At 68.2% G+C, this 17,780-nt stretch carries 14 protein-coding genes and 2 pseudogenes; 13 read left to right on the top strand and 3 right to left on the bottom strand.

Annotation, left to right across the window (positions count from 1 at the left end):
- The first annotated feature begins 33 nt into the window (after positions 1 to 33).
- Positions 34 to 1,722 carry an ABC-F family ATP-binding cassette domain-containing protein gene (locus ACESK8_RS06870; RefSeq protein WP_372967890.1) on the top strand — a complete coding sequence of 563 codons (1,689 nt, stop codon included), beginning with the start codon at positions 34 to 36 and terminating at the stop codon, positions 1,720 to 1,722.
- Between the two features lie 30 nt (positions 1,723 to 1,752).
- Here ACESK8_RS06870 and ACESK8_RS06865 read toward each other — a convergent pair whose 3' ends face one another.
- On the bottom strand, positions 1,753 to 2,292 hold the full coding sequence (locus ACESK8_RS06865; RefSeq protein WP_372967907.1) for an FAD-dependent oxidoreductase: 540 nt from the start codon (positions 2,290 to 2,292) through the stop codon (positions 1,753 to 1,755).
- Between the two features lie 80 nt (positions 2,293 to 2,372).
- A pseudogene (locus tag ACESK8_RS06860) lies at positions 2,373 to 2,789 on the bottom strand (FAD-dependent oxidoreductase); the annotation flags it as partial.
- A 118-nt stretch (positions 2,790 to 2,907) separates the two neighbouring features.
- Here ACESK8_RS06860 and ACESK8_RS06855 point away from each other — a divergent pair.
- The 6 genes and pseudogenes from ACESK8_RS06855 to ACESK8_RS06830 all read left to right on the top strand — a co-directional run bounded on the left by ACESK8_RS06855 (position 2,908) and on the right by ACESK8_RS06830 (position 10,306).
- Positions 2,908 to 4,023, top strand: a complete 1,116-nt coding sequence (locus ACESK8_RS06855; RefSeq protein ID WP_060927037.1) for a GuaB3 family IMP dehydrogenase-related protein — start codon at positions 2,908 to 2,910, stop codon at positions 4,021 to 4,023.
- Between the two features lie 58 nt (positions 4,024 to 4,081).
- Positions 4,082 to 4,837, top strand: coding sequence for an SURF1 family protein (locus ACESK8_RS06850; RefSeq protein ID WP_372967906.1), 756 nt, complete (start codon positions 4,082 to 4,084; stop codon positions 4,835 to 4,837).
- Positions 4,838 to 5,073: 236 nt separating this feature from the next.
- On the top strand, positions 5,074 to 9,708 hold the full coding sequence (locus tag ACESK8_RS06845; protein ID WP_372967889.1) for an ExeM/NucH family extracellular endonuclease: 4,635 nt from the start codon (positions 5,074 to 5,076) through the stop codon (positions 9,706 to 9,708).
- A gap of 128 nt (positions 9,709 to 9,836) precedes the next feature.
- The gene (locus ACESK8_RS06840) at positions 9,837 to 9,959 is read left to right on the top strand and encodes a hypothetical protein (protein WP_372967888.1); all 123 of its coding nucleotides are present in this window, start codon (positions 9,837 to 9,839) and stop codon (positions 9,957 to 9,959) included.
- Positions 9,956 to 10,045, top strand: a pseudogene (locus tag ACESK8_RS06835) (hypothetical protein); the annotation flags it as partial. The gene ACESK8_RS06840 and the pseudogene ACESK8_RS06835, both read left to right, overlap by 4 nt.
- A 21-nt stretch (positions 10,046 to 10,066) precedes the next feature.
- Entirely contained in the window at positions 10,067 to 10,306 is a 240-nt protein-coding gene (locus tag ACESK8_RS06830) for a hypothetical protein (protein WP_372967908.1), read from the top strand.
- A 133-nt stretch (positions 10,307 to 10,439) separates the two neighbouring features.
- On the opposite strand, the gene ACESK8_RS06825 is transcribed toward ACESK8_RS06830, so the two are convergent.
- On the bottom strand, positions 10,440 to 11,246 hold the full coding sequence (locus ACESK8_RS06825; RefSeq protein ID WP_372967887.1) for a DeoR/GlpR family DNA-binding transcription regulator: 807 nt from the start codon (positions 11,244 to 11,246) through the stop codon (positions 10,440 to 10,442).
- Positions 11,247 to 11,496: 250 nt separating this feature from the next.
- On the opposite strand from ACESK8_RS06825, the gene ACESK8_RS06820 reads away from it, so the two are divergent.
- The 6 genes from ACESK8_RS06820 to ACESK8_RS06795 all read left to right on the top strand — a co-directional run bounded on the left by ACESK8_RS06820 (position 11,497) and on the right by ACESK8_RS06795 (position 17,756).
- Entirely contained in the window at positions 11,497 to 12,792 is a 1,296-nt protein-coding gene (locus ACESK8_RS06820; RefSeq protein ID WP_372967886.1) for a sugar ABC transporter substrate-binding protein, read from the top strand.
- An 82-nt stretch (positions 12,793 to 12,874) separates the two neighbouring features.
- A complete protein-coding gene (locus ACESK8_RS06815; protein ID WP_060927032.1) occupies positions 12,875 to 13,798 on the top strand; it encodes a carbohydrate ABC transporter permease in 924 nt (307 codons plus the stop codon).
- A gap of 2 nt (positions 13,799 to 13,800) precedes the next feature.
- Positions 13,801 to 14,646 (top strand): carbohydrate ABC transporter permease, encoded by an 846-nt coding sequence (locus ACESK8_RS06810; RefSeq protein WP_372967885.1) that lies wholly within the window; start codon positions 13,801 to 13,803, stop codon positions 14,644 to 14,646.
- A 46-nt stretch (positions 14,647 to 14,692) separates the two neighbouring features.
- Positions 14,693 to 15,556 carry a ketose-bisphosphate aldolase gene (locus tag ACESK8_RS06805; protein WP_372967884.1) on the top strand — a complete coding sequence of 288 codons (864 nt, stop codon included), beginning with the start codon at positions 14,693 to 14,695 and terminating at the stop codon, positions 15,554 to 15,556.
- Positions 15,557 to 15,585: 29 nt separating this feature from the next.
- The gene (locus ACESK8_RS06800) at positions 15,586 to 16,782 is read left to right on the top strand and encodes an ADP-dependent glucokinase/phosphofructokinase (RefSeq protein ID WP_372967883.1); all 1,197 of its coding nucleotides are present in this window, start codon (positions 15,586 to 15,588) and stop codon (positions 16,780 to 16,782) included.
- Positions 16,779 to 17,756, top strand: a complete 978-nt coding sequence (locus tag ACESK8_RS06795) for a class I mannose-6-phosphate isomerase (protein ID WP_372967882.1) — start codon at positions 16,779 to 16,781, stop codon at positions 17,754 to 17,756. Before ACESK8_RS06800 ends, ACESK8_RS06795 begins: the two co-directional genes overlap by 4 nt.
- The last annotated feature ends 24 nt before the right edge of the window (positions 17,757 to 17,780 follow it).

Here is a 17,780-nt window from a genome sequence, read left to right as displayed (position 1 = left end):
GCTCGCCATGCGGGCGGAAGGACGGCACGCACGGTGGGATATATCGATGTAGCGGGGGTCTCCCTGACTCTCCCCGACGGCAGACCGCTGTTGGACGAGGCGACGTTCCGCGTCGGCTCCGGATCGACCAGCGCTCTGATCGGACCCAACGGCGCAGGCAAGACGACGCTGCTCCGAGTGATCCGCGGCGACCAGCAGGCGGATGCCGGAGTCGTGACGATCGACGGCGGACTCGGGGTGATGGACCAGTTCGTCGGCCACGGCGAGCCGGGTCAGACGGTGCAGGAGCTGCTGGTGCGGGTCGCCCCTCGCCGGATCCGTGCGGCCGCCGAGGCGCTCGAGGCTGCGGAGAACGCCCTGATCGAACGCGATGAGCACGACACTCAGATGGCGTACGCGACGGCGATCGCCGAGTACGCGGATGCCGGAGGATACGAGCACGAGACGGTGTGGGACCAGTGCACGGTCGCCGCTCTCGGCGTCCCGTACGAGCGCGCCCGCTTCCGTGAGCTCACCACGCTCTCGGGCGGTGAGCAGAAGCGGCTCGCTCTGGAGGCGCTGCTGCGAGGCCCCGACGAGGTGCTGCTGCTCGACGAGCCGGACAACTACCTCGACGTGCCGACCAAGCGGTGGCTCGAGGAGCAGCTGCGCCAGACGCCGAAGACGGTGCTGCTGGTGTCGCACGACCGCGAGCTGCTCGCTCGAGCCGTCGACCGGCTGATCACGCTCGAACCTGGCGGCGCCGGTGCGTCGGCCTGGGTGCACGGCGGCGGCTTCGCCACGTACCACCAGGCGCGCAGCGACCGCATGGACCGTCTCGACGAGTTGCGCAGGCGCTGGGACGAGCAGCACGAGAAGCTGCGGGTGCTCGTCGCGACCCTCAAGGTCAAAGCGTCGGCCAATGACGGGTTCGCCTCGCGCTACCAGGCGGCCCAGACTCGCCTGCGCAAGTTCGAGGAGGCCGGTCCGCCGGAGGAGCGGCCGCCCGCCCAGGACTTCGACATGCGACTGCGCGGCGCCCGCACCGGGAAGCGCGCCGTGGTGGCGCAGCGCCTGGAGCTGACGGGGCTGATGCGTCCGTTCGACGCCGAGGTCTGGTACGGCGACCGGGTCGCGGTGCTCGGATCGAACGGCTCGGGCAAGTCCCACTTCCTGCGCCTGCTCGCACGCGGCGGGAGCGACCCCGATCCGACGCTCGGTCACGTGACGTCGACCGGCGAGCAGCTGGCCGAGGTCGCGCACTCCGGTCGGGCGACGCTCGGCGCGAGGGTCGTTCCCGGACTGTTCGCGCAGACGCACGCGCACCCCGAGTTCGTCGGGCGCACGCTGCTCGAGATCCTGCACAGGGGAGACGAGCGACGGGCCGGCATGCCGCGGGATGCGGCGAGCTCGGCGCTGGACAGATACGGTCTGGTGCGCCAGGCGCAGCAGACGTTCGAGTCGCTGTCCGGCGGTCAGCAGGCCCGGTTCCAGGTGCTGCTGCTCGAACTCTCGGGCGCGACGCTGCTGCTGCTCGACGAGCCGACCGACAACCTCGACATCGAGTCGGCGGAGGCACTCGAGGAGGCGCTGCGACGCTTCGAGGGGACGGTGCTCGCTGTCACGCACGACCGGTGGTTCGCCCGCTCGTTCGATCGGTTCCTCGTCTTCGGCTCCGACGGCGAGGTGTACGAATCCGACACCCCGGTGTGGGACGAGCGCCGGGTGGCGCGGGCGCGCTGACGGGCGCCCGTGCCACCCGCGCCGTCGACCTCAGGGGAGTCGGAAGGGCTCGGCAGCCAGCGCCGCCGGGTCGAGGGCGAGATCGGCGAGCGTGGCACCGATGCCCGGTGCGAACTTGAAGCCGTGTCCCGAGAACCCCGCGCCGACGACGACGCGTCCTCGGCGATCGAGCACGAAGGCGCCGTCGTCGGTCGAGGTGTACGTGCAGCTGATCGGGACGGCGGATGCCGCGTCCAGGCCGGGCATCCACTCGCGCACATAGTCGGCCAGGGCGTCGGCGTGCGTCGTGGCGTGCGGCCGTGCATCCGGGTCGACCACGTTCCCCACCCGGTGGAAGCCGACCTTGACGCCCTCGCCCGGGGTGGGCATGCCGTAGACGGTCGCCGGGTGGCGGGTGGTGTCGACGTAGTGGTTGAACGACGGCCACGCCGCGTCGTTCGTGGGAGCGAAGTGCGCGGGGGACTCCTCGGTGACCTCGAGCCGCGGGAGACGGATGCTCGGGAGCATCCGCTGCGTCCACGCTCCTGCGGTGACGACGACGACATCGACCCGATCCGTGGTATCCGCCAGGACGATCTCGACACCCGATCCGTCTCCTCGACACGCACCACCGGCGTCTCCCAGCGCACCTCGCCCCCGCCCTCGACGATGCGTCGCTCGAGCTCCATCAGCGCGGCTGATGCGCGGGCGACGCCGGCGTCACGCGAGAACAGCACGGGACCCTCGAACCGCATGCCCGTCCAGCGGGTCGAGGCGTCGCCTGCCGACAGGACCTCCGCGTGGATGCCGCGCGCCTCCAGACGCCGTGCGATGCCGTCGACGTCGACTTCGCCGTGGGTCACGAGCCCGTGCAGTCGCAGCAGCGGCTCGCCGTCGACCCGGCCGAGGGCCTCCCATCCCGCTCGGGAGCGGACGAGCAGATCGAGGTAGTGCTCCTCGTCGTAGGCGTTGTTGAAGTTGCGGGTCGCACCGTGCGAGGCGCCCTCGCGATGTCCGCGCGCGAAGCGCTCGTAGACGACCGGCCTCAGCCCCCGTCTCGTGAGTTCCCATGCGGTCGCGAGACCCATCACGCCGCCGCCGATGACGGCGACCTCGCCGGTGTGCGTCACAGTGCCTCCCGAGTCCGCTCCCAGTCTCGCAGCCGTCGGCATGGTCGCGCGCGCCCGGTAGTCTGGGGTGGTGACCATGGAGATCGAGCTGGGCCGAGGCAAGCGCGCGCGTCGCGCGTACACGTTCGACGACATCGCGGTGGTGCCCTCGCGGCGCACCCGGAACCCGGAAGACGTGTCGACCGCGTGGACGATCGACGCCTTCGGCTTCGGCATTCCCGTGCTCGGAGCGCCGATGGACTCCGTCGTGAGCCCGCAGACCGCGATCATGCTCGGTCAGCTCGGCGGACTCGGCGTGCTCGATCTCGAGGGCCTGTGGACGCGGTACGAGAACCCGGAGCCGCTGCTCGCCGAGATCGCCGGCCTCGACGAGGGCAAGGCGACGGCGCGGATGCAGCAGCTGTATGCCGAGCCGATCAAGCCCGAGCTCATCAGGCAGCGCATCGCGGAGATCCGCGAGGCAGGCGTGACCGTCGCCGGCTCCCTGACTCCGCAGCGCACCCAGGAGTTCTACGACACGGTCGCCGCCGCGGGCGTCGACCTGTTCGTCATCCGGGGCACGACCGTCTCGGCGGAGCACGTGTCGAGCGTCGACGAGCCCCTGAACCTCAAGAAGTTCATCTACGACCTCGATGTGCCGGTCATCGTCGGCGGTGCCGCCACCTACACCGCGGCCCTGCACCTGATGCGCACCGGCGCGGCCGGCGTGCTCGTCGGCTTCGGCGGGGGAGCGGCGTCGACGACCCGCGCGACGCTCGGCATCCACGCCCCGATGGCCACGGCCGTCTCTGATGTCGCGGCCGCTCGTCGCGACTACCTCGACGAGTCGGGCGGACGCTATGTGCACGTGATCGCGGACGGCGGCGTCGGCACCTCGGGCGACATCGTCAAGGCGCTCGCGATGGGCGCGGACGCGGTCATGCTCGGCGTCGCGCTCGCTCGTGCGACGGACGCACCCGGTCGTGGCTTCCACTGGGGTCCGGAGGCGCATCACCCGAAGCTCCCGCGCGGTCGTCGCGTCGAGGTCGGCGGCATCGGCACCCTGGAGGAGATCCTCTACGGTCCCGCTCCCGTCGCAGACGGCACGGCGAACCTGATCGGCGCGCTGCGCAAGTCGATGGCCACCACCGGATACTCCGACCTGAAGGAGTTCCAGCGGGTCGAGGTCGTCCTCGCGCCCTACGAGGCCTGAGGCCCCGCTCGTCACCGTGACTGCTCCCGCTCTGTTTCCCCCGACCCTTCGCGAGGTCATGCTCCGGGGACGCTGGATCGGGATGCTGGTGATGTGCCTCGTGGTCGCCGGTGTCTTCGCCTGGCTCGGTCAGTGGCAGCTCGAACGCGCCATCGACACCGACCCTCCCCCTGCCGGCGCCACCGAGCAGGTGCGGCCGCTCACCGATGTGGTCGAGCCCGGCGCCTACCTTCCGGAGCCGCTGGTCGGACAGAAGGTCGAGACGTCGGGCACCTGGGTTCCCGACGACTTCCTCGTGGTGTCCGGTCGCTTCAACGACGGCGTCGAGGGCTATTGGGTGACCGGTCAGCTGCGGGTGGCTGAACGCACCGCGATCGCGGTCGCGATCGGCTGGGCGCCCGACCTCGCCACCGCCGACGCCGCGGTCGAGGAGTTGAACTCGGGCGACCCCGAGGCATCGATCACGGGCCGTCTCATCTCGGACGAGGGTCCGTCGGTGCCGCCGAAGGACGATCCGCAGCGCATGGACCGCATGTCGACGGCCGCGCTGCTGAGCCGCTGGCACGACACCGATCAACTCGACGTGTACCGGCCGTACCTCGCATCGACGACCGCCACGGCGGGGCTCGCGGACATCGCGTCCCCCGCGCCCGAGGAGCAGTCGCCCGTCAACTGGCTGAACGTGTTCTATGCCGCGGAATGGGCCATCTTCGCCGGCTTCGCCTTCTACCTCTGGTATCGACTGGCCAAGGACGCCTGGGAGCGCGAGGTCGAGGAGTTCGAAGACGCTGCCGCCGCCGACGGATCCGTCTGAGGATCCGCGCATTCGCGCGGCTTCGGGCGCGCATCCGAGCGTGACCGACGGCCGCGTTCCACCTTCGTCGGGGGTGCGGATAGGCCATTCGGTGAGCGCTCGGTGACCAATGGGAAAACTCCGTTGAGGTTGTCCGAGGGCGTCCGTAAGCTCGCTCACATGTGCGTGAGCTGTGAGCGCGCACAGCCACGGTTTCACGAGAGCCGTCGCCAGACGATACCGAGGAGACAACACCGATGATGTCCGCTCCCGACGCCGCGAACCGCCCGGTTCCCGCGTCAGATCGCAGAGGCGGGGGCCGTCTCGGCATCCTCGCCGCCACCTGCGTCGCAGCTCTCGGCGCCGGCGCCCTGATCGCCGCGCCCGCATCCGCCAATGTCGCAGGGACGGGGGTGGTCATCAACGAGGCGTATCTCTCCGGAGGAAGCGCCGGTGCGGCTTTCACGAACAAGTTCGTCGAGCTGTACAACCCGACCGCGTCGCCCGTCACGCTCGACGGCCTCTCGCTGCAGTATCGCTCGGCCACCGGAACCGGCCCCTCCAACGGCGTCGCGCCGCTGACCGGCGTCATCCCGGCCGGCGGCCACTACCTCGTGCAGGCGGGCAGCAACGGCGCCAACGGTGCCGCCCTGCCGACGGCCGACGCGGTGAGCACCCTCAACCCCAGCGGCACGAACGGCACGCTCGCCCTCGTCGAGGGCACCTCGGCCGTGACCCTCGCCCCCGGCTCGGTCACGGGTGGCGCGGGCGTCGTCGACGTGCTCGGCTACGGGACCTCGAACACCTTCGAGACCGCGGCGGCGACCCCGCCCGCAGGCAACACCGACGTCAAGTCCCTGAACCGCACCGACGGCAAGGACACCGACGACAACAAGGCCGACTTCAGCCTCTCCGCGACGATCACGCCGCAGAACACCGGCGGCACCGACCCGGATCCCGATCCCGATCCGGACCCGACCGAGGTGTCCATCGCCGAGGTGCAGGGCACGACGGGCGTCTCGCCGCTGAGCGGCCAGACCGTCACGGTCGAGGGCGTCGTCACGGCCGACTACCGCACGGGCGGCTACAAGGGCATCGTCATCCAGACCGAGGGCTCCGGCGGCGCCGAGGACGCGACGCCCGGAGCATCCGACGGCGTCTTCGTCTACCTCAACGCTCTGGCGCCGACGCTCGAGATCGGCGACCTGGTCTCGGTGACCGGAGCGGTCAGCGAGTACTTCGGTCAGACCCAGATCAACCCCACGGCGCTCGCCGGCATCTCGGTGGTGCAGGCTGACGCCGGAGTGCCGGCACTCGCCGCGCTTCCTGACACGGCAGTGGGAGCCGACCGCGAGCAGTACGAGAACATGTACGTCGCCCCTGAGGGCAGCTATCGTCTCGCGTCGAGCCACCAGCTGTTCAACTTCGGCGCGCTGTGGCTGAACGTCGGAGGCGACCTCAACGTCAAGAGCACCGAGACCACGCGTCCGGGTGACGAGGCGACGGCCATCACCGCGGCGAACCGCGCGAACCGCATCCTCCTCGACGACGGCTGGTCGATCCAGGTCACCAACAACGGCCACCCGGGGCAGCAGCCGTACTTCACGAAGGACACCGTCGTGCGCAACGGCGACACGGTCGACTTCGGTGACAACGGCTACGTGCTGCAGTACGGCTTCGACGACTGGCGTCTGCAGCCCGTCGTGCCGATCGACGACTCGTCCGCCGACGAGCTGAAGGTCGACTTCGAGGCGACGAACCCGCGCACCGATTCCGCACCGTCCGTGGGCGGTGACGTCCAGGTCGCGTCCTTCAACGTCTTCAACTACTTCACGACGCTGAAGAGCGAGAACTCCAACGCTCGGGGCGCGGCCAACGCGGCTCAGTTCGAGATCCAGAAGTCGAAGATCGTCGCGGCCATCAACGGGCTGGACGCCGAGATCGTGTCGCTCATGGAGATCGAGAACTCGATCAAGCTCGGCGGCACGCTCGACGAGGCGCTCGCCGATCTCGTCGACGGTCTGAACGACGCGCTCGGCAGCGAGGAGTGGGATTACGTCCGCACCCCCGACGAGCTGAACGACTCGGCCACGACCGACTTCATCACCAGCGCGATCATCTACAAGAAGGATGCCGTCGAGACCGTGGGCGAGAGCCTCACCGTGACCGACGAGAGCGTCTGGGGCAACGCCAGGGAGCCGATCGCCCAGGCGTTCGACATCGATGGACGCACCGTCACCGTCGTCGCGAACCACTTCAAGTCGAAGTCGGCCCCCGAGGGCGGCGGCGCCGAGCCCGCTGACGGTCAGGGCTTCTTCAACGCCGACCGCGTGAAGCAGGCGAACTCGCTCAAGGGCTTCACCGCCACCATCGAGGAGACCACGGGCAGCAGCGACATCCTGCTGATCGGCGACTTCAACGCCTACGCGAAGGAGGACCCGATCGAGGTCTTTACCAGCGAGGGCTGGAGCGATGTGGCGCGGGAGAAGGCTCCGGAGGAGCACACCTACACGTTCGACGGCGAGCTCGGCTCGCTCGACCACGTGCTCGCCTCGCCGTCGCTGGCCGAGTCCATCACGGGCGCGGGTGTGTGGAGCATCAACTCACCGGAGTGGAGCGACCGCGGCTACGCGTTCGGCGCCACCGAGGCCGGTACCCCGTTCCGCTCCAGCGACCACGACCCGATCATCGTCGGCGTCTCCTCGGAGATCCCGCCGGTGAGCATCGACGTCGTCACGATCAACGACTTCCACGGACGCATCGAAGCCGACGGCGCTGCCGCAGGCGCCGCTGTGGTCGCGGGAGCCGTGCAGCAGTTCCGTTCCGAGAACCCGAACACGATCTTCGCGGGTGCCGGCGACCTGATCGGGGCGTCGACCTTCACCTCCTTCATCAACGATGACAACCCGACGATCGACGCGCTCAACGCGGCCGGTCTCGATGTCAGCGCTGCGGGCAACCACGAGTTCGACCAGGGCTGGGAGGACCTGCGCGACCGCGTGCAGGACCGCGCGGACTGGGAGTACATCTCCTCGAACGTCTTCGTCACCGAGACGGGCGAGCCCGCGCTCGCACCCGCCTGGGTGAAGGAGCTCGACGGCGTGCGCGTCGGCTTCGTCGGCGCCGTCACCGAAGACCTCGACTCGCTCGTCTCTCCTGAGGGCATCGCTGATCTCGAGGTGCGCAGCATCGCCGACTCGGTGAACGCCGTGGCCGGCGACCTCCGAGACGGCGACGCCTCGAACGGTGAGGCGGATGTCGTCATCCTGCTCGTGCACGAGGGCGCATCGAGCGTCGAGCTGTCGAGCATCACTCCCGACTCGCCCCTCGGCGAGATCGTCTACGGCGTGGACGATGACGTGGATGCGATCGTCTCGGCGCACACCCACCTCGCCTACAACCACGTGATCGACGGACGTCCCGTCGTCTCGGCCGGTCAGTACGGCGAGAACCTGGGCCTGATGAACCTGCAGGTCGACCCGAAGACGAAGGAGCTGATCTCGATCACGAACGAGATCAAGCCGCTGACCGCGGGAGGCAAGGCGCTGTACCCGGCGGTTCCCGAGGTCGCCGACATCGTCGCGAAGGCGAAGGCGGAGGCCGACGTGCTCGGTGCGGTCAAGGTCGGAGACATCACCGCCGACTTCAACCGTGCTCGGCAGACGAACGGCTCGGAGAACCGCGGTGGCGAGTCCACCATCGGCAACTTCGTCGCCGACGTGCAGAAGTGGTCCACCGGTGCGGACATCGCGCTGATGAACCCGGGCGGCATCCGTGCCAACCTCACGTACGCCTCGTCGAACGCGAACGATCCCGCCGGCAACGTCACCTACCGCGAGGCGGCGACGGTGCAGCCGTTCGCCAACACCCTGGTGACGCTGACACTCTCCGGGGCGCAGCTCAAGGGCGTGCTCGAGGAGCAGTGGCAGCCGGCAGGTTCGGCTCGACCGTTCCTCAAGCTCGGAGTGTCGGAGGGCCTGGTCTACACCTACGACCCCGCCGCCGCTCAGGGCTCGCGGATCACGTCGATCACGCTGAACGGGACCCCGGTCGATCCTGCCGCGGACTACACGGTCGCTGCGAACTCGTTCCTCGCCGCGGGTGGAGACAACTTCGCCACCTTCAAGGAGGGCGAGGGCAAGCGCGACACCGGGAAGATCGATCTGCAGTCGATGGTCGACTGGTTCGACGCGAACAAGACCGCGACCCCCGACCTCGCCCAGCGCGCGGTCGGTGTCTCGGTCAGCGCGCCGGATGCCGACGGCTACCGCGCCGGAGACCAGGTCACGGTCGCGCTCTCGTCGCTGGCATTCAGCGCGGGGGAGCAGGCGCCGGGTGAGGTGACGCTGTCGCTCGGCGGCACGCAGCTCGCGGCGGGCGCGGTCGACCCGACGATCGTCGACACGACCGACGAGGTCGGTCGGGCGTCGCTCACCTTCACGGTCCCGTCGGGCGTCTTCGGCGAGCAGCAGCTCACCGTCGCCGTCGCCAGCACGGGGACCACGGTGCAGGTGCCGTTCACGATCGAGGGTGAGGAGCCGGTCGAGTTCGCAGGCTCCATCGACCTCGGCTCCTCGAAGGTGACCGCCGGCAAGAAGCTGAAGATCACCGGAGAGGGCTACCAGCCGGGCGAGACCGTGACCGTCGAGCTGCGACCGAAGAAGGGCGCGGCCGTCGAGGTCGGCACCGTTCAGGTCACGGCCGACGGCACCTTCTCGACCTCGGTCATGGTGCCCAAGAGCACGCAGCCGGGCAAGTACACGGTGGCGGTGGCTCAGGCCGACGGCGACGCGGCGACCGCCACGGTGACCGTCAACCGCGGCGGCGGCATCGGCGGCATCATCGGTGGCATCATCGACTGGCTGTGGGACCTCCTCAACGGGTGGTTCTGATCTCCAGAGGCGGCACGTCCGCCTGAGACGCACGAAGGCCGTCGGGAGCGATCCCGGCGGCCTTCGTCGTGCCTGCGGATGAGCGCGCGCGGGCGGACGGCTTCGAGGGAGGATGTTAGGGTGCTGGCATGAGGGCAGTCGTCGAGGTCGACTTCGACCGTATTCGGACCAGTATCGGTGTTCTGCTCGGAGCGCTCTCCGATGTGCGCGGCGAGGTCGCGGCGTTCGACCGCGCAGGTCTCGCCCCATGAGCGGGGTTCGGTCCGCGACGCCTGGGTGGTATGACGTGCACCGCAGCACCCAGCGTTGGTGGGATGGCGGCCAATGGACCGAGAACGTCCTTCATCATGGGCGACCCATGAGTGCCACCGCGCTTCGCGCTACGACCACAAGAATGCTGTGGTTGTGGGTGGGCGTCGGCGTGGCCGCCTGGGTGACCTTCCTCGTCTGCTCGTTCAGCTTCGGTCTCAGTGCGGCGTTCGCACTCGCCCTGCTTCCTGTCGCCGGAAGTGCCGCGATCGTCGCTGCGGCCATCACCGGGTCGCGGCTGATCGCTGCAGTCCCGCCGACGCCGGGCGGCCCGGCTGACGGACGCTGACCGGCGACAGCCGACCCCGGGCACCGGTGATGTCGCACGTTCCCTGCGGTGCGGGGTCGAAAGAGCATCCGAATCGGGCGGTTGCGATGCGCAATCGACCACCCACAGGATGCCGCGGCTGAAAACGGGGTGATCAGGCGGAGGGGCTGATGACCTCGACCTCCGCCTGCGCGAGAGCGGCCGCGAACGCCGACTCCGGGGGAGTGTCCGTGACCAGGTAGTCGGCCCGGTCGAGTGTGGTGACCTGAGCGAACAGGCGACGGCCGAACTTCGAGGAGTCCGCGAGGATCGCGGTGCGCTCGGCGCGCTGGATCATCTCCGCCATCATGTTCGCGTCGCCCATGTTCGACGTCGAGAACCCGGCCTCGTCGATGGCGCCCACGGCGATCAGGGCCAGGTCGCAGCGGATGTCGACCTCCGGGCCCCCGGGGGTCATCATGAACGTGACGGGTCCCGTCGTGGCCTGGGTGATCGCTCGCACGGCACCACCGAACACGTAGAGGTCGCGGAAGGCCGAGGGTGAGATCTCGGCGGGAATCCGCAGGTTGTTCGTGGCGATCGTCAGGTCGCGATGGTTGCGGAGCGCTCGCGCGAGGGCCAGGGTGGTCGTTCCTGCATTGAGCATCACGACCGCTCCGTCGTCGATGAGCCCTGCGGCAAGCCGCGCGATCGTCTCCTTCTCCTCGGTCTGCAGCCGAAGGCGCACGTCGAGCGCTCGGTCCTTGAGCTGCCCCTCGGCGCTGACCGCTCCGCCGTGCGTGCGGATGACGACGCCCTCGCGGTCGAGCTGATCGAGGTCGCGACGGATCGTGTCGATCGACACGCTGAAGTGCTCGGCGAGACCGCCGACCGTCACCTCGCCGACCTGTTCGACGTAGGCGGCGAGGTCGGCCTTGCGGCCGGCGGGGAGTCGGCGCTTAGGCGACGGTGTTGCTTCCATGCAGACATCTCTAGCACAGCTACGCAGATAAATCGGCAGACTTCGGCAGAGATCGGCATTCCGAATGTCGAGATGGCCGCCTTGGTTTTTCGCGGGAGAATGCGGATACAGTCGTGAAATCTGTAGTTACAAGTGTGGACTCTCGCAGAAAATAGCTTGACGATCTCGCAAACTACGGCATAACATTGCTCAAAACCGCATGAACAAGCACTGAAGCGCGATTGCGGCACGATCTCGAAGAGGAGAAGTGATGATCACAGTGAGGCGTGGGCGACGCATTCTGAGGCTCGCCGGTGCAGCGACGGCAGCCGCGACGGTCCTGGCCGTGGCGGGATGTGCGGCAGGAGACAGCGGATCCGAGGGCGGGGATGGCGGCGACGTCACCATCGAGTTCGCCCAGTGGTGGGAGCCCGAGCTTCCCGACGGTGAGTTCCGAGCGCTCATCGACGAGTTCGAGGATGCGAACCCGGAGATCACGGTCAAGCTCGTGAGCGGGCCGTACGCCTCCACCAAGGAGCAGCTGTTCGCCGGCGCGGCCTCCGGCACCATGCCCGACGTCGTCGGTCTCGACGGCGCCTGGGTGAACGACTTCGCATCCCAGGGCGTGATCGCCGACCTGACGGCGCTGATGAAGGAGTACGACTACGACGACGGCGAGCTGGCCAGCCAGATCCAGGTCGACGGCAGCACGTACATGATCCCGGTGGTGAACTTCGTCTACCCGATGTTCACCAACGACACGCTTCTGGCGGATGCGGGCGTCACCGCCCCGCCGGCCACGCGCACGGAGTTCGCCGACGCGGCATCGAAGGTCTCGGCCCTCGGCGGCGACGTCTCGGGCTGGGTCCTCCCGCTCTCGCTCGAAGCGCCGAACGGCGTGCAGAACGACGTCATGTCGTGGGTGTGGGCGTCCGGAGGGTCGATGCTCAAGGACGGCCAGCCCGACCTGACGAACGACGATGTGACCTCGGCCGTCGACTTCATCGGCGGCATGTGGGACGACGGCTCGATCGCCTCCGGTTCCTTCACCATGAAGGAGCAGGACAAGGTCGAGGAGTTCACCAACGGTCGCGTGGGAATGATGATCGACTCGCTCGCGCACATCAACCTGATCCGCGAGACCAACCCCGACCTGAAGTTCTCGATCTCGGCGCTTCCTGCCGAAGACGGCTACGACGGCGAACGAGGCATCCCCTATGCATCCTGGGGCATCGGCGTGGCCGAGAACTCGGAGCACAAGGAGGCCGCGTTCAAGCTGGTGGAGTTCCTCATGAGCGAGGAGACGAACTCCGAGCTCTCCACGATGGCGAACGCCTTCCCCGGCAACTCGAAGTCGGTTCCCGGATTCGTCGAGGACGACGAGCTGTTCAAGAAGGCGTTCGAGATCTACCAGGCGGGCTACCCGGCGAACGAGTTCACCGGGCTCCCGGTGGCTGAGGAGCTGATGCGTCAGCTCGGAGAGCAGCTGCAGTCGGCGTTCGACGGGCAGCAGTCGGTCGATGACGCGCTCAAGAAGGCGCAGGAGGCCTGGACAGCGGAGTTCTGATCTCTCGCTTCCCGAATGAACGGGGTGCCGCATCGCTCCCGATGCGATGCGGCACCCGACCAACCAAGGAGCCCCGCTTCCCATGAGTCTGAGAACGTCCGACGACACCGAGGTGATCGTCACCGGAGTACCGCTGTCGCGTCGCCGGCGGCAGCTGCGCAAGACGACCGAGTCGTACGCCTTCCTCTCGCCCACGATCATCCTGCTGTTCGTGCTGATGATCGTGCCGATCGTCATGGTGATCGGGTACTCCTTCCAGGACAACGTCATCCTGAACAAGTCGCCCGAGTTCGTCGGGATCGCCAACTACGTGGAGATCCTGTCCGACCCCCGCTTCTGGAAGGCGACGGGCAACACCATCCTCTTCACGGTGACGAGCGTGGTGGCGCACCTGGTCCTCGGTCTGGCCTTCGCCATGATGCTCAACAGTCCGCTGCTCGGGCGGTTCTCCCGATCGTTCTTCCGGGCGCTCTACGTCCTGCCGTGGCTCTTCACGGTCGCCGTGATCGCCGTCCTCTGGCGCATGCTCCTCGCCCCCAACGGTGTCGTCAACTTCCTGCTCAACACCGACATCGAGTGGCTCGCGTCGCCGCAGCTCGCGCTCGGCACCATCATCTTCATCAACATCTGGGCCGGATATCCGTTCTTCATGGTGAGTCTGCTGGCAGGCCTCCAGGGCATCCCGAACGAGCTGAACGAGGCGGCGACCGTCGACGGCGCGGGCGCCGTGCAGCGCTTCTGGAACGTGACGATCCCGCAGCTGCGCCCCATCATCGTCAGCCTAGTGCTGCTCGACCTGATCTGGACGTCCCAGCAGTTCGCCCTGATCTGGATGACCACCGGCGGCGGACCGATCGACGTGACCGAGGTGCTCAGCACCTTCACCTACAAGCTCGCGTTCGCGAAGTACGACTTCTCGCTGGCGGCCACCTCCGCCGTGCTGGTCCTGCTCATGTCGATGGTGCTCGCCGTCTTCTACGTCCGTCACCAGAAAGCGAGGGACTGATCATGGCTCTCACCGTTCAGAACCAGCGCCGCGTCGCGAAGACCGGCGTCATGATCGGGCTGATCCTCGGCGCCGTGTTCGCCGCAGGGCCTGTGCTGTGGATGCTGTCGAGCTCGTTCAAGTCGAACACGCAGATCTTCGAGCTGCCCCCTCGCCTGGTGACCGACACGTTCTCGTTCGATGCGTACATCGCGATCTTCACCAACCCCGAGACGATGCGGTTCTTCCTGAACAGCTACATCGTGGCCGGTGCGGTGACGATACTGACCCTGCTCGTCGCGATCCAGGCGGCGTACGCGTTCAGCCGGTTCGACTTCCGGGGCAAGCGCATCCTGAACGTCGTGATCGTGAGCGTGCAGGCCGTGCCCCCGATCACCCTCCTGATCCCGTACTTCGGGCTCATGGTGGCCCTCGGGCTCTACAACTCGTACCTCGGGCTGATCCTCACCTACATGGTGTTCACGCTGCCCTACGCGATCATCATGATGACCGGCTACTTCAACACGCTCCCGAAGGAGCTCGACGAGGCCGTGCGCGTCGACGGCGCTGGATCCATGACCGCCCTGTGGCGGATCCTCGTGCCGATCTCGATCCCCGGCATCGTGTCCGTCGGCATCTACACCTTCATGATCGCGTGGAACGAGTACCTGTTCGCGCTGACGCTGACCCGCACCATCGACATGCGCACGGTGCCCATCGGCATCCAGCTGCTCATGGGACAGCACTCGTACGAGTGGAACCAGATCATGGCGATGAGCGTGCTCGGGTCCATTCCCGTGCTGATCCTCTTCCTCTTCTTCCAGCGCTATTTCATCAGCGGTCTCACGGCCGGCTCCGTGAAGAGCTGACCCGCGCCACGCTGACACACGACCACCACGAAACAGGAGAAATCACGTGCTCTACACCGGCAAATCCATCCTCGATGTCGCCAACGAGAACAACTTCGCCATCCCGGCGTTCAACATCAGCGACTGGGCGATGTTCAACGGCATCATGGACATCAGCGAGGAGAAGGCCGCTCCGGTCATCATCGCGATCCACCCCGACGAGGTGTCGCACATCACGACGGACCTCATCCCCGCGATGCACGCCCGCGCGCACCGGTCGAGCGTCCCGGTCGCGATCCACTGGGACCACGGCGGCAGCTACGAGCAGATCATCTCGGCGATCAAGGCGGGCTTCACCTCGGTCATGATCGACGCCTCCCTCCTGCCGTTCGACGAGAACGTCGCGCTCACGCGCAAAGTGGTCGACGCCGCCCACGCCGTGGGGATTCAGGTCGAGGGCGAACTGGGCACGATCGGCGCGAACGACAGCTACGGCGAGTCGGGGGCGGCGGAGATCATCTACACCAACCCCCAGGATGCCGTCCGCTTCGTCGAGGAGACCGGAGTCGACAGCCTCGCCATCGCGATCGGCACTTCGCACGGCCTGTACCCGAGCGACCGGAACCCCGAGCTGCGCCATGATCTGCTGGAGGAGATCAAGGCTGCGATCGGCATCCCGCTGGTGCTGCACGGCGGCTCGTCCAACCCGGATGCGGAACTCCGCCGCGCGGTCGAGCTGGGCGTGAACAAGATCAACATCTCGAGCGACATCAAGGTCTCGTACCACAACCGGATGCGCGAGATCCTCGGCACCGATCAGCGTCTGCGTGAGCCGAACGCGATCCAGCCGGCGGCACTCGAGGCCATGAAGGCCACCGCTGCTGAGAAGATCGAGCTGTTCGGTGCGGACGGCAAGGCGTCGCTGTACTGAATCCGGATCTCGGAAGGATGATCGGCGACGTGGACAGAACTCTCGTTCTCGGACTCGGCGGCACCGTCGACTATGAGCTGAAGTGGGATTCGGCGGTGTTCGACAGGCTGGCGCACGCGCATGGAGTGCGTCGGCACGAGCTCACCACCACGGCGCCGATCACCGATGAACGCTCCTTGCTGGTGGCGGTGCTCGCGTTCGTGGCCTCCGGCACCGGGGCGGAGCGGTTCGTCGCGTCCTCGGAGGTGATCGAGGACTTCGTGTCGCATTTCGACTACGAGATCACGCTCGGTGGCACCGGGGTGCGAGCGGGGCTGGTGCTGCATGCGCTCGGCATCCCCAGCGTGCAGCATCTGGTGAGCATCGACGACAACGTCCGCCGGCTGCTGCCCGCCTCCCTCTCGCACATCTGCTCCGCCACCGAGGACACGCTCGATCCGCACCTGATCGTGCAGTATCCGGTGGGCGCGCATGTGCGACTGGTCGACGGCGACCTCCTCGCGCCGGCTCCGAACCGACTGATCTTCGCGAACGATCCGCCGAACAGGAGGATGCTGCTGGCGTCCGATCTCGCCTCGACGCTCGAGGACGCGGAGGTGTTCCTCGTGTCCGGCTTCAACACGATGCAGGATCACGACCTGCTCGAGCTCCGTCTCGCCGAGATCCAGCGCGCGCTGCGCTCCCTGCCGACCGATGCCCTCGTCTACTACGAGGACGCGGGGTTCTATTCGCGGCGCTTCGCCGAGACCGTCCGTGCGCGACTTCTGCCGCACATCGACGTGTACGGCATGAACGAGGACGAGCTGCAGGAGTACCTCGGCCGGTCGGTGAACCTGCTCGACGCCGTCGACGTGATCCGGGCGCTCCGCGAGGCTCACATGATCATCCCCGCGCGCACCCTGGTCGTGCACACCCGCTATTGGGCGATCGCCATCGGGCCGGATGCCGGGCAGCACCGCGCGGCGCTCGAGAGCGCCGTCCGGGTGGCGGCGACACGCTACCGCGTCGGCGATGCGCTGACCGCGGCCGACGTCGAGGAGACCTCCGCGATGGGCAGACACGGAGGAGGGGGCGCCCTGGTCGCGGCCGTCGAGGCCGCCCTCGCGGACACCGCGGGTGTCGGGGCGTTCTCCCTCGATGTCGCGTCCCCCACCACCGTCGGCCTCGGCGACACGTTCGTCGGAGGCTTCATCGCCGGAGCCGTGCGATCGAAGGAGAACGCATGAACCCCATCCTGCTGCCCTCCAACCGGCCGGCTGAGCGTTTCTACCGAGGCGGCGCACGCATCAGCGCCTTCCGAGGCGCACTCGGCTCCGCCCCGCGCGAGCCCGAGGACTGGATCGCCTCGACCACCACGGTCCACGGCGAGCCGGACGTCGGTCTCACCACTCTGCCCGACGGGCGGGTCCTGCGGGATGCGATCGAGCAGGACCCGGTCGCCTGGCTGGGAGAGGATCACGTCGCACGGTGGGGCGCGGACACGCGCCTGCTCGTGAAGCTGCTGGACGCCGGGCAGCGGCTCCCCGTGCATGCGCATCCGCACGACGACTTCGCGGCGACGCACCTCGGGCGAGCGCACGGCAAGGCCGAGGCCTGGTACATCCTGCAGGGCGGCACTGTCCACATCGGCCTGCGGCAGGACGTCGAGGCCGCCGATCTCGCCGCGCTCGTCGAGCGTCAGGACGCCACCACGCTGCTCGGTCTGCTGCACGAGGTCGACGTCGCCGCGGGAGACGTGGTCTGGGTGCCCCCCGGCGAGCTGCACGCGATCGGCGCCGGCGTGCTGCTGCTCGAGCTGCAGCAGCCCGAAGACCTGTCGATCCTTCTCGAGTGGGGAGACTTCGCGATCGACGGCGCGGCGGTCGGCCATCTCGGCCTCGGTTTCGACAGGGCGCTCGCCGCGGTCACCATGACCGCACGATCGGCCGCCGACCTCGCCGCACTCGTCTCCACCGCTCCCGGATCCGGTGCTGCCCTTCCCGCGGCCGCGGACGAGTACTTCCGCCTCGAGCGGGTTCCCGTGCGCGGAGCAGCGACCGTCGATCGAGGCTTCTCGGTCGTGATCGTGAGTGCGGGCGAGGCCGCCGTGGACGGGAAGAACCACCCGGCGGGCTCCACGCTGCTCGTGCCGGACTCCGCCGGAGCGCTCGACGTGACGGGCGACGGCGAGCTCCTGGTGGCGCGGCCCCCGGCGGCGTGAGGCCGGAATCGGCGCGGATCCACC

The organism is Microbacterium sp., from assembly GCF_041641055.1.
Lineage (GTDB): Bacteria > Actinomycetota > Actinomycetes > Actinomycetales > Microbacteriaceae > Microbacterium.
The sequence above is the reverse complement of the archived record's forward strand: the minus strand, read 5'-3'. Positions and strand labels throughout refer to the sequence as shown.

What these genes read in the sequence shown, in the direction of transcription:
- ACESK8_RS06855 (WP_060927037.1), top strand. Translation starts at nt 2,908, where the DNA reads ATGGAGATCGAGCTGGGCCGAGGCAAGCGCGCGCGTCGCGCGTACACG.
- ACESK8_RS06850 (WP_372967906.1), top strand. Translation starts at nt 4,082, where the DNA reads ATGCTCCGGGGACGCTGGATCGGGATGCTGGTGATGTGCCTCGTGGTC.
- ACESK8_RS06845 (WP_372967889.1), top strand. Translation starts at nt 5,074, where the DNA reads ATGATGTCCGCTCCCGACGCCGCGAACCGCCCGGTTCCCGCGTCAGAT.
- ACESK8_RS06840 (WP_372967888.1), top strand. Translation starts at nt 9,837, where the DNA reads ATGAGGGCAGTCGTCGAGGTCGACTTCGACCGTATTCGGACCAGTATC.
- ACESK8_RS06830 (WP_372967908.1), top strand. Translation starts at nt 10,067, where the DNA reads ATGAGTGCCACCGCGCTTCGCGCTACGACCACAAGAATGCTGTGGTTG.
- ACESK8_RS06825 (WP_372967887.1), bottom strand. Translation starts at nt 11,246, where the DNA reads ATGGAAGCAACACCGTCGCCTAAGCGCCGACTCCCCGCCGGCCGCAAG.
- ACESK8_RS06820 (WP_372967886.1), top strand. Translation starts at nt 11,497, where the DNA reads ATGATCACAGTGAGGCGTGGGCGACGCATTCTGAGGCTCGCCGGTGCA.
- ACESK8_RS06815 (WP_060927032.1), top strand. Translation starts at nt 12,875, where the DNA reads ATGAGTCTGAGAACGTCCGACGACACCGAGGTGATCGTCACCGGAGTA.
- ACESK8_RS06810 (WP_372967885.1), top strand. Translation starts at nt 13,801, where the DNA reads ATGGCTCTCACCGTTCAGAACCAGCGCCGCGTCGCGAAGACCGGCGTC.
- ACESK8_RS06795 (WP_372967882.1), top strand. Translation starts at nt 16,779, where the DNA reads ATGAACCCCATCCTGCTGCCCTCCAACCGGCCGGCTGAGCGTTTCTAC.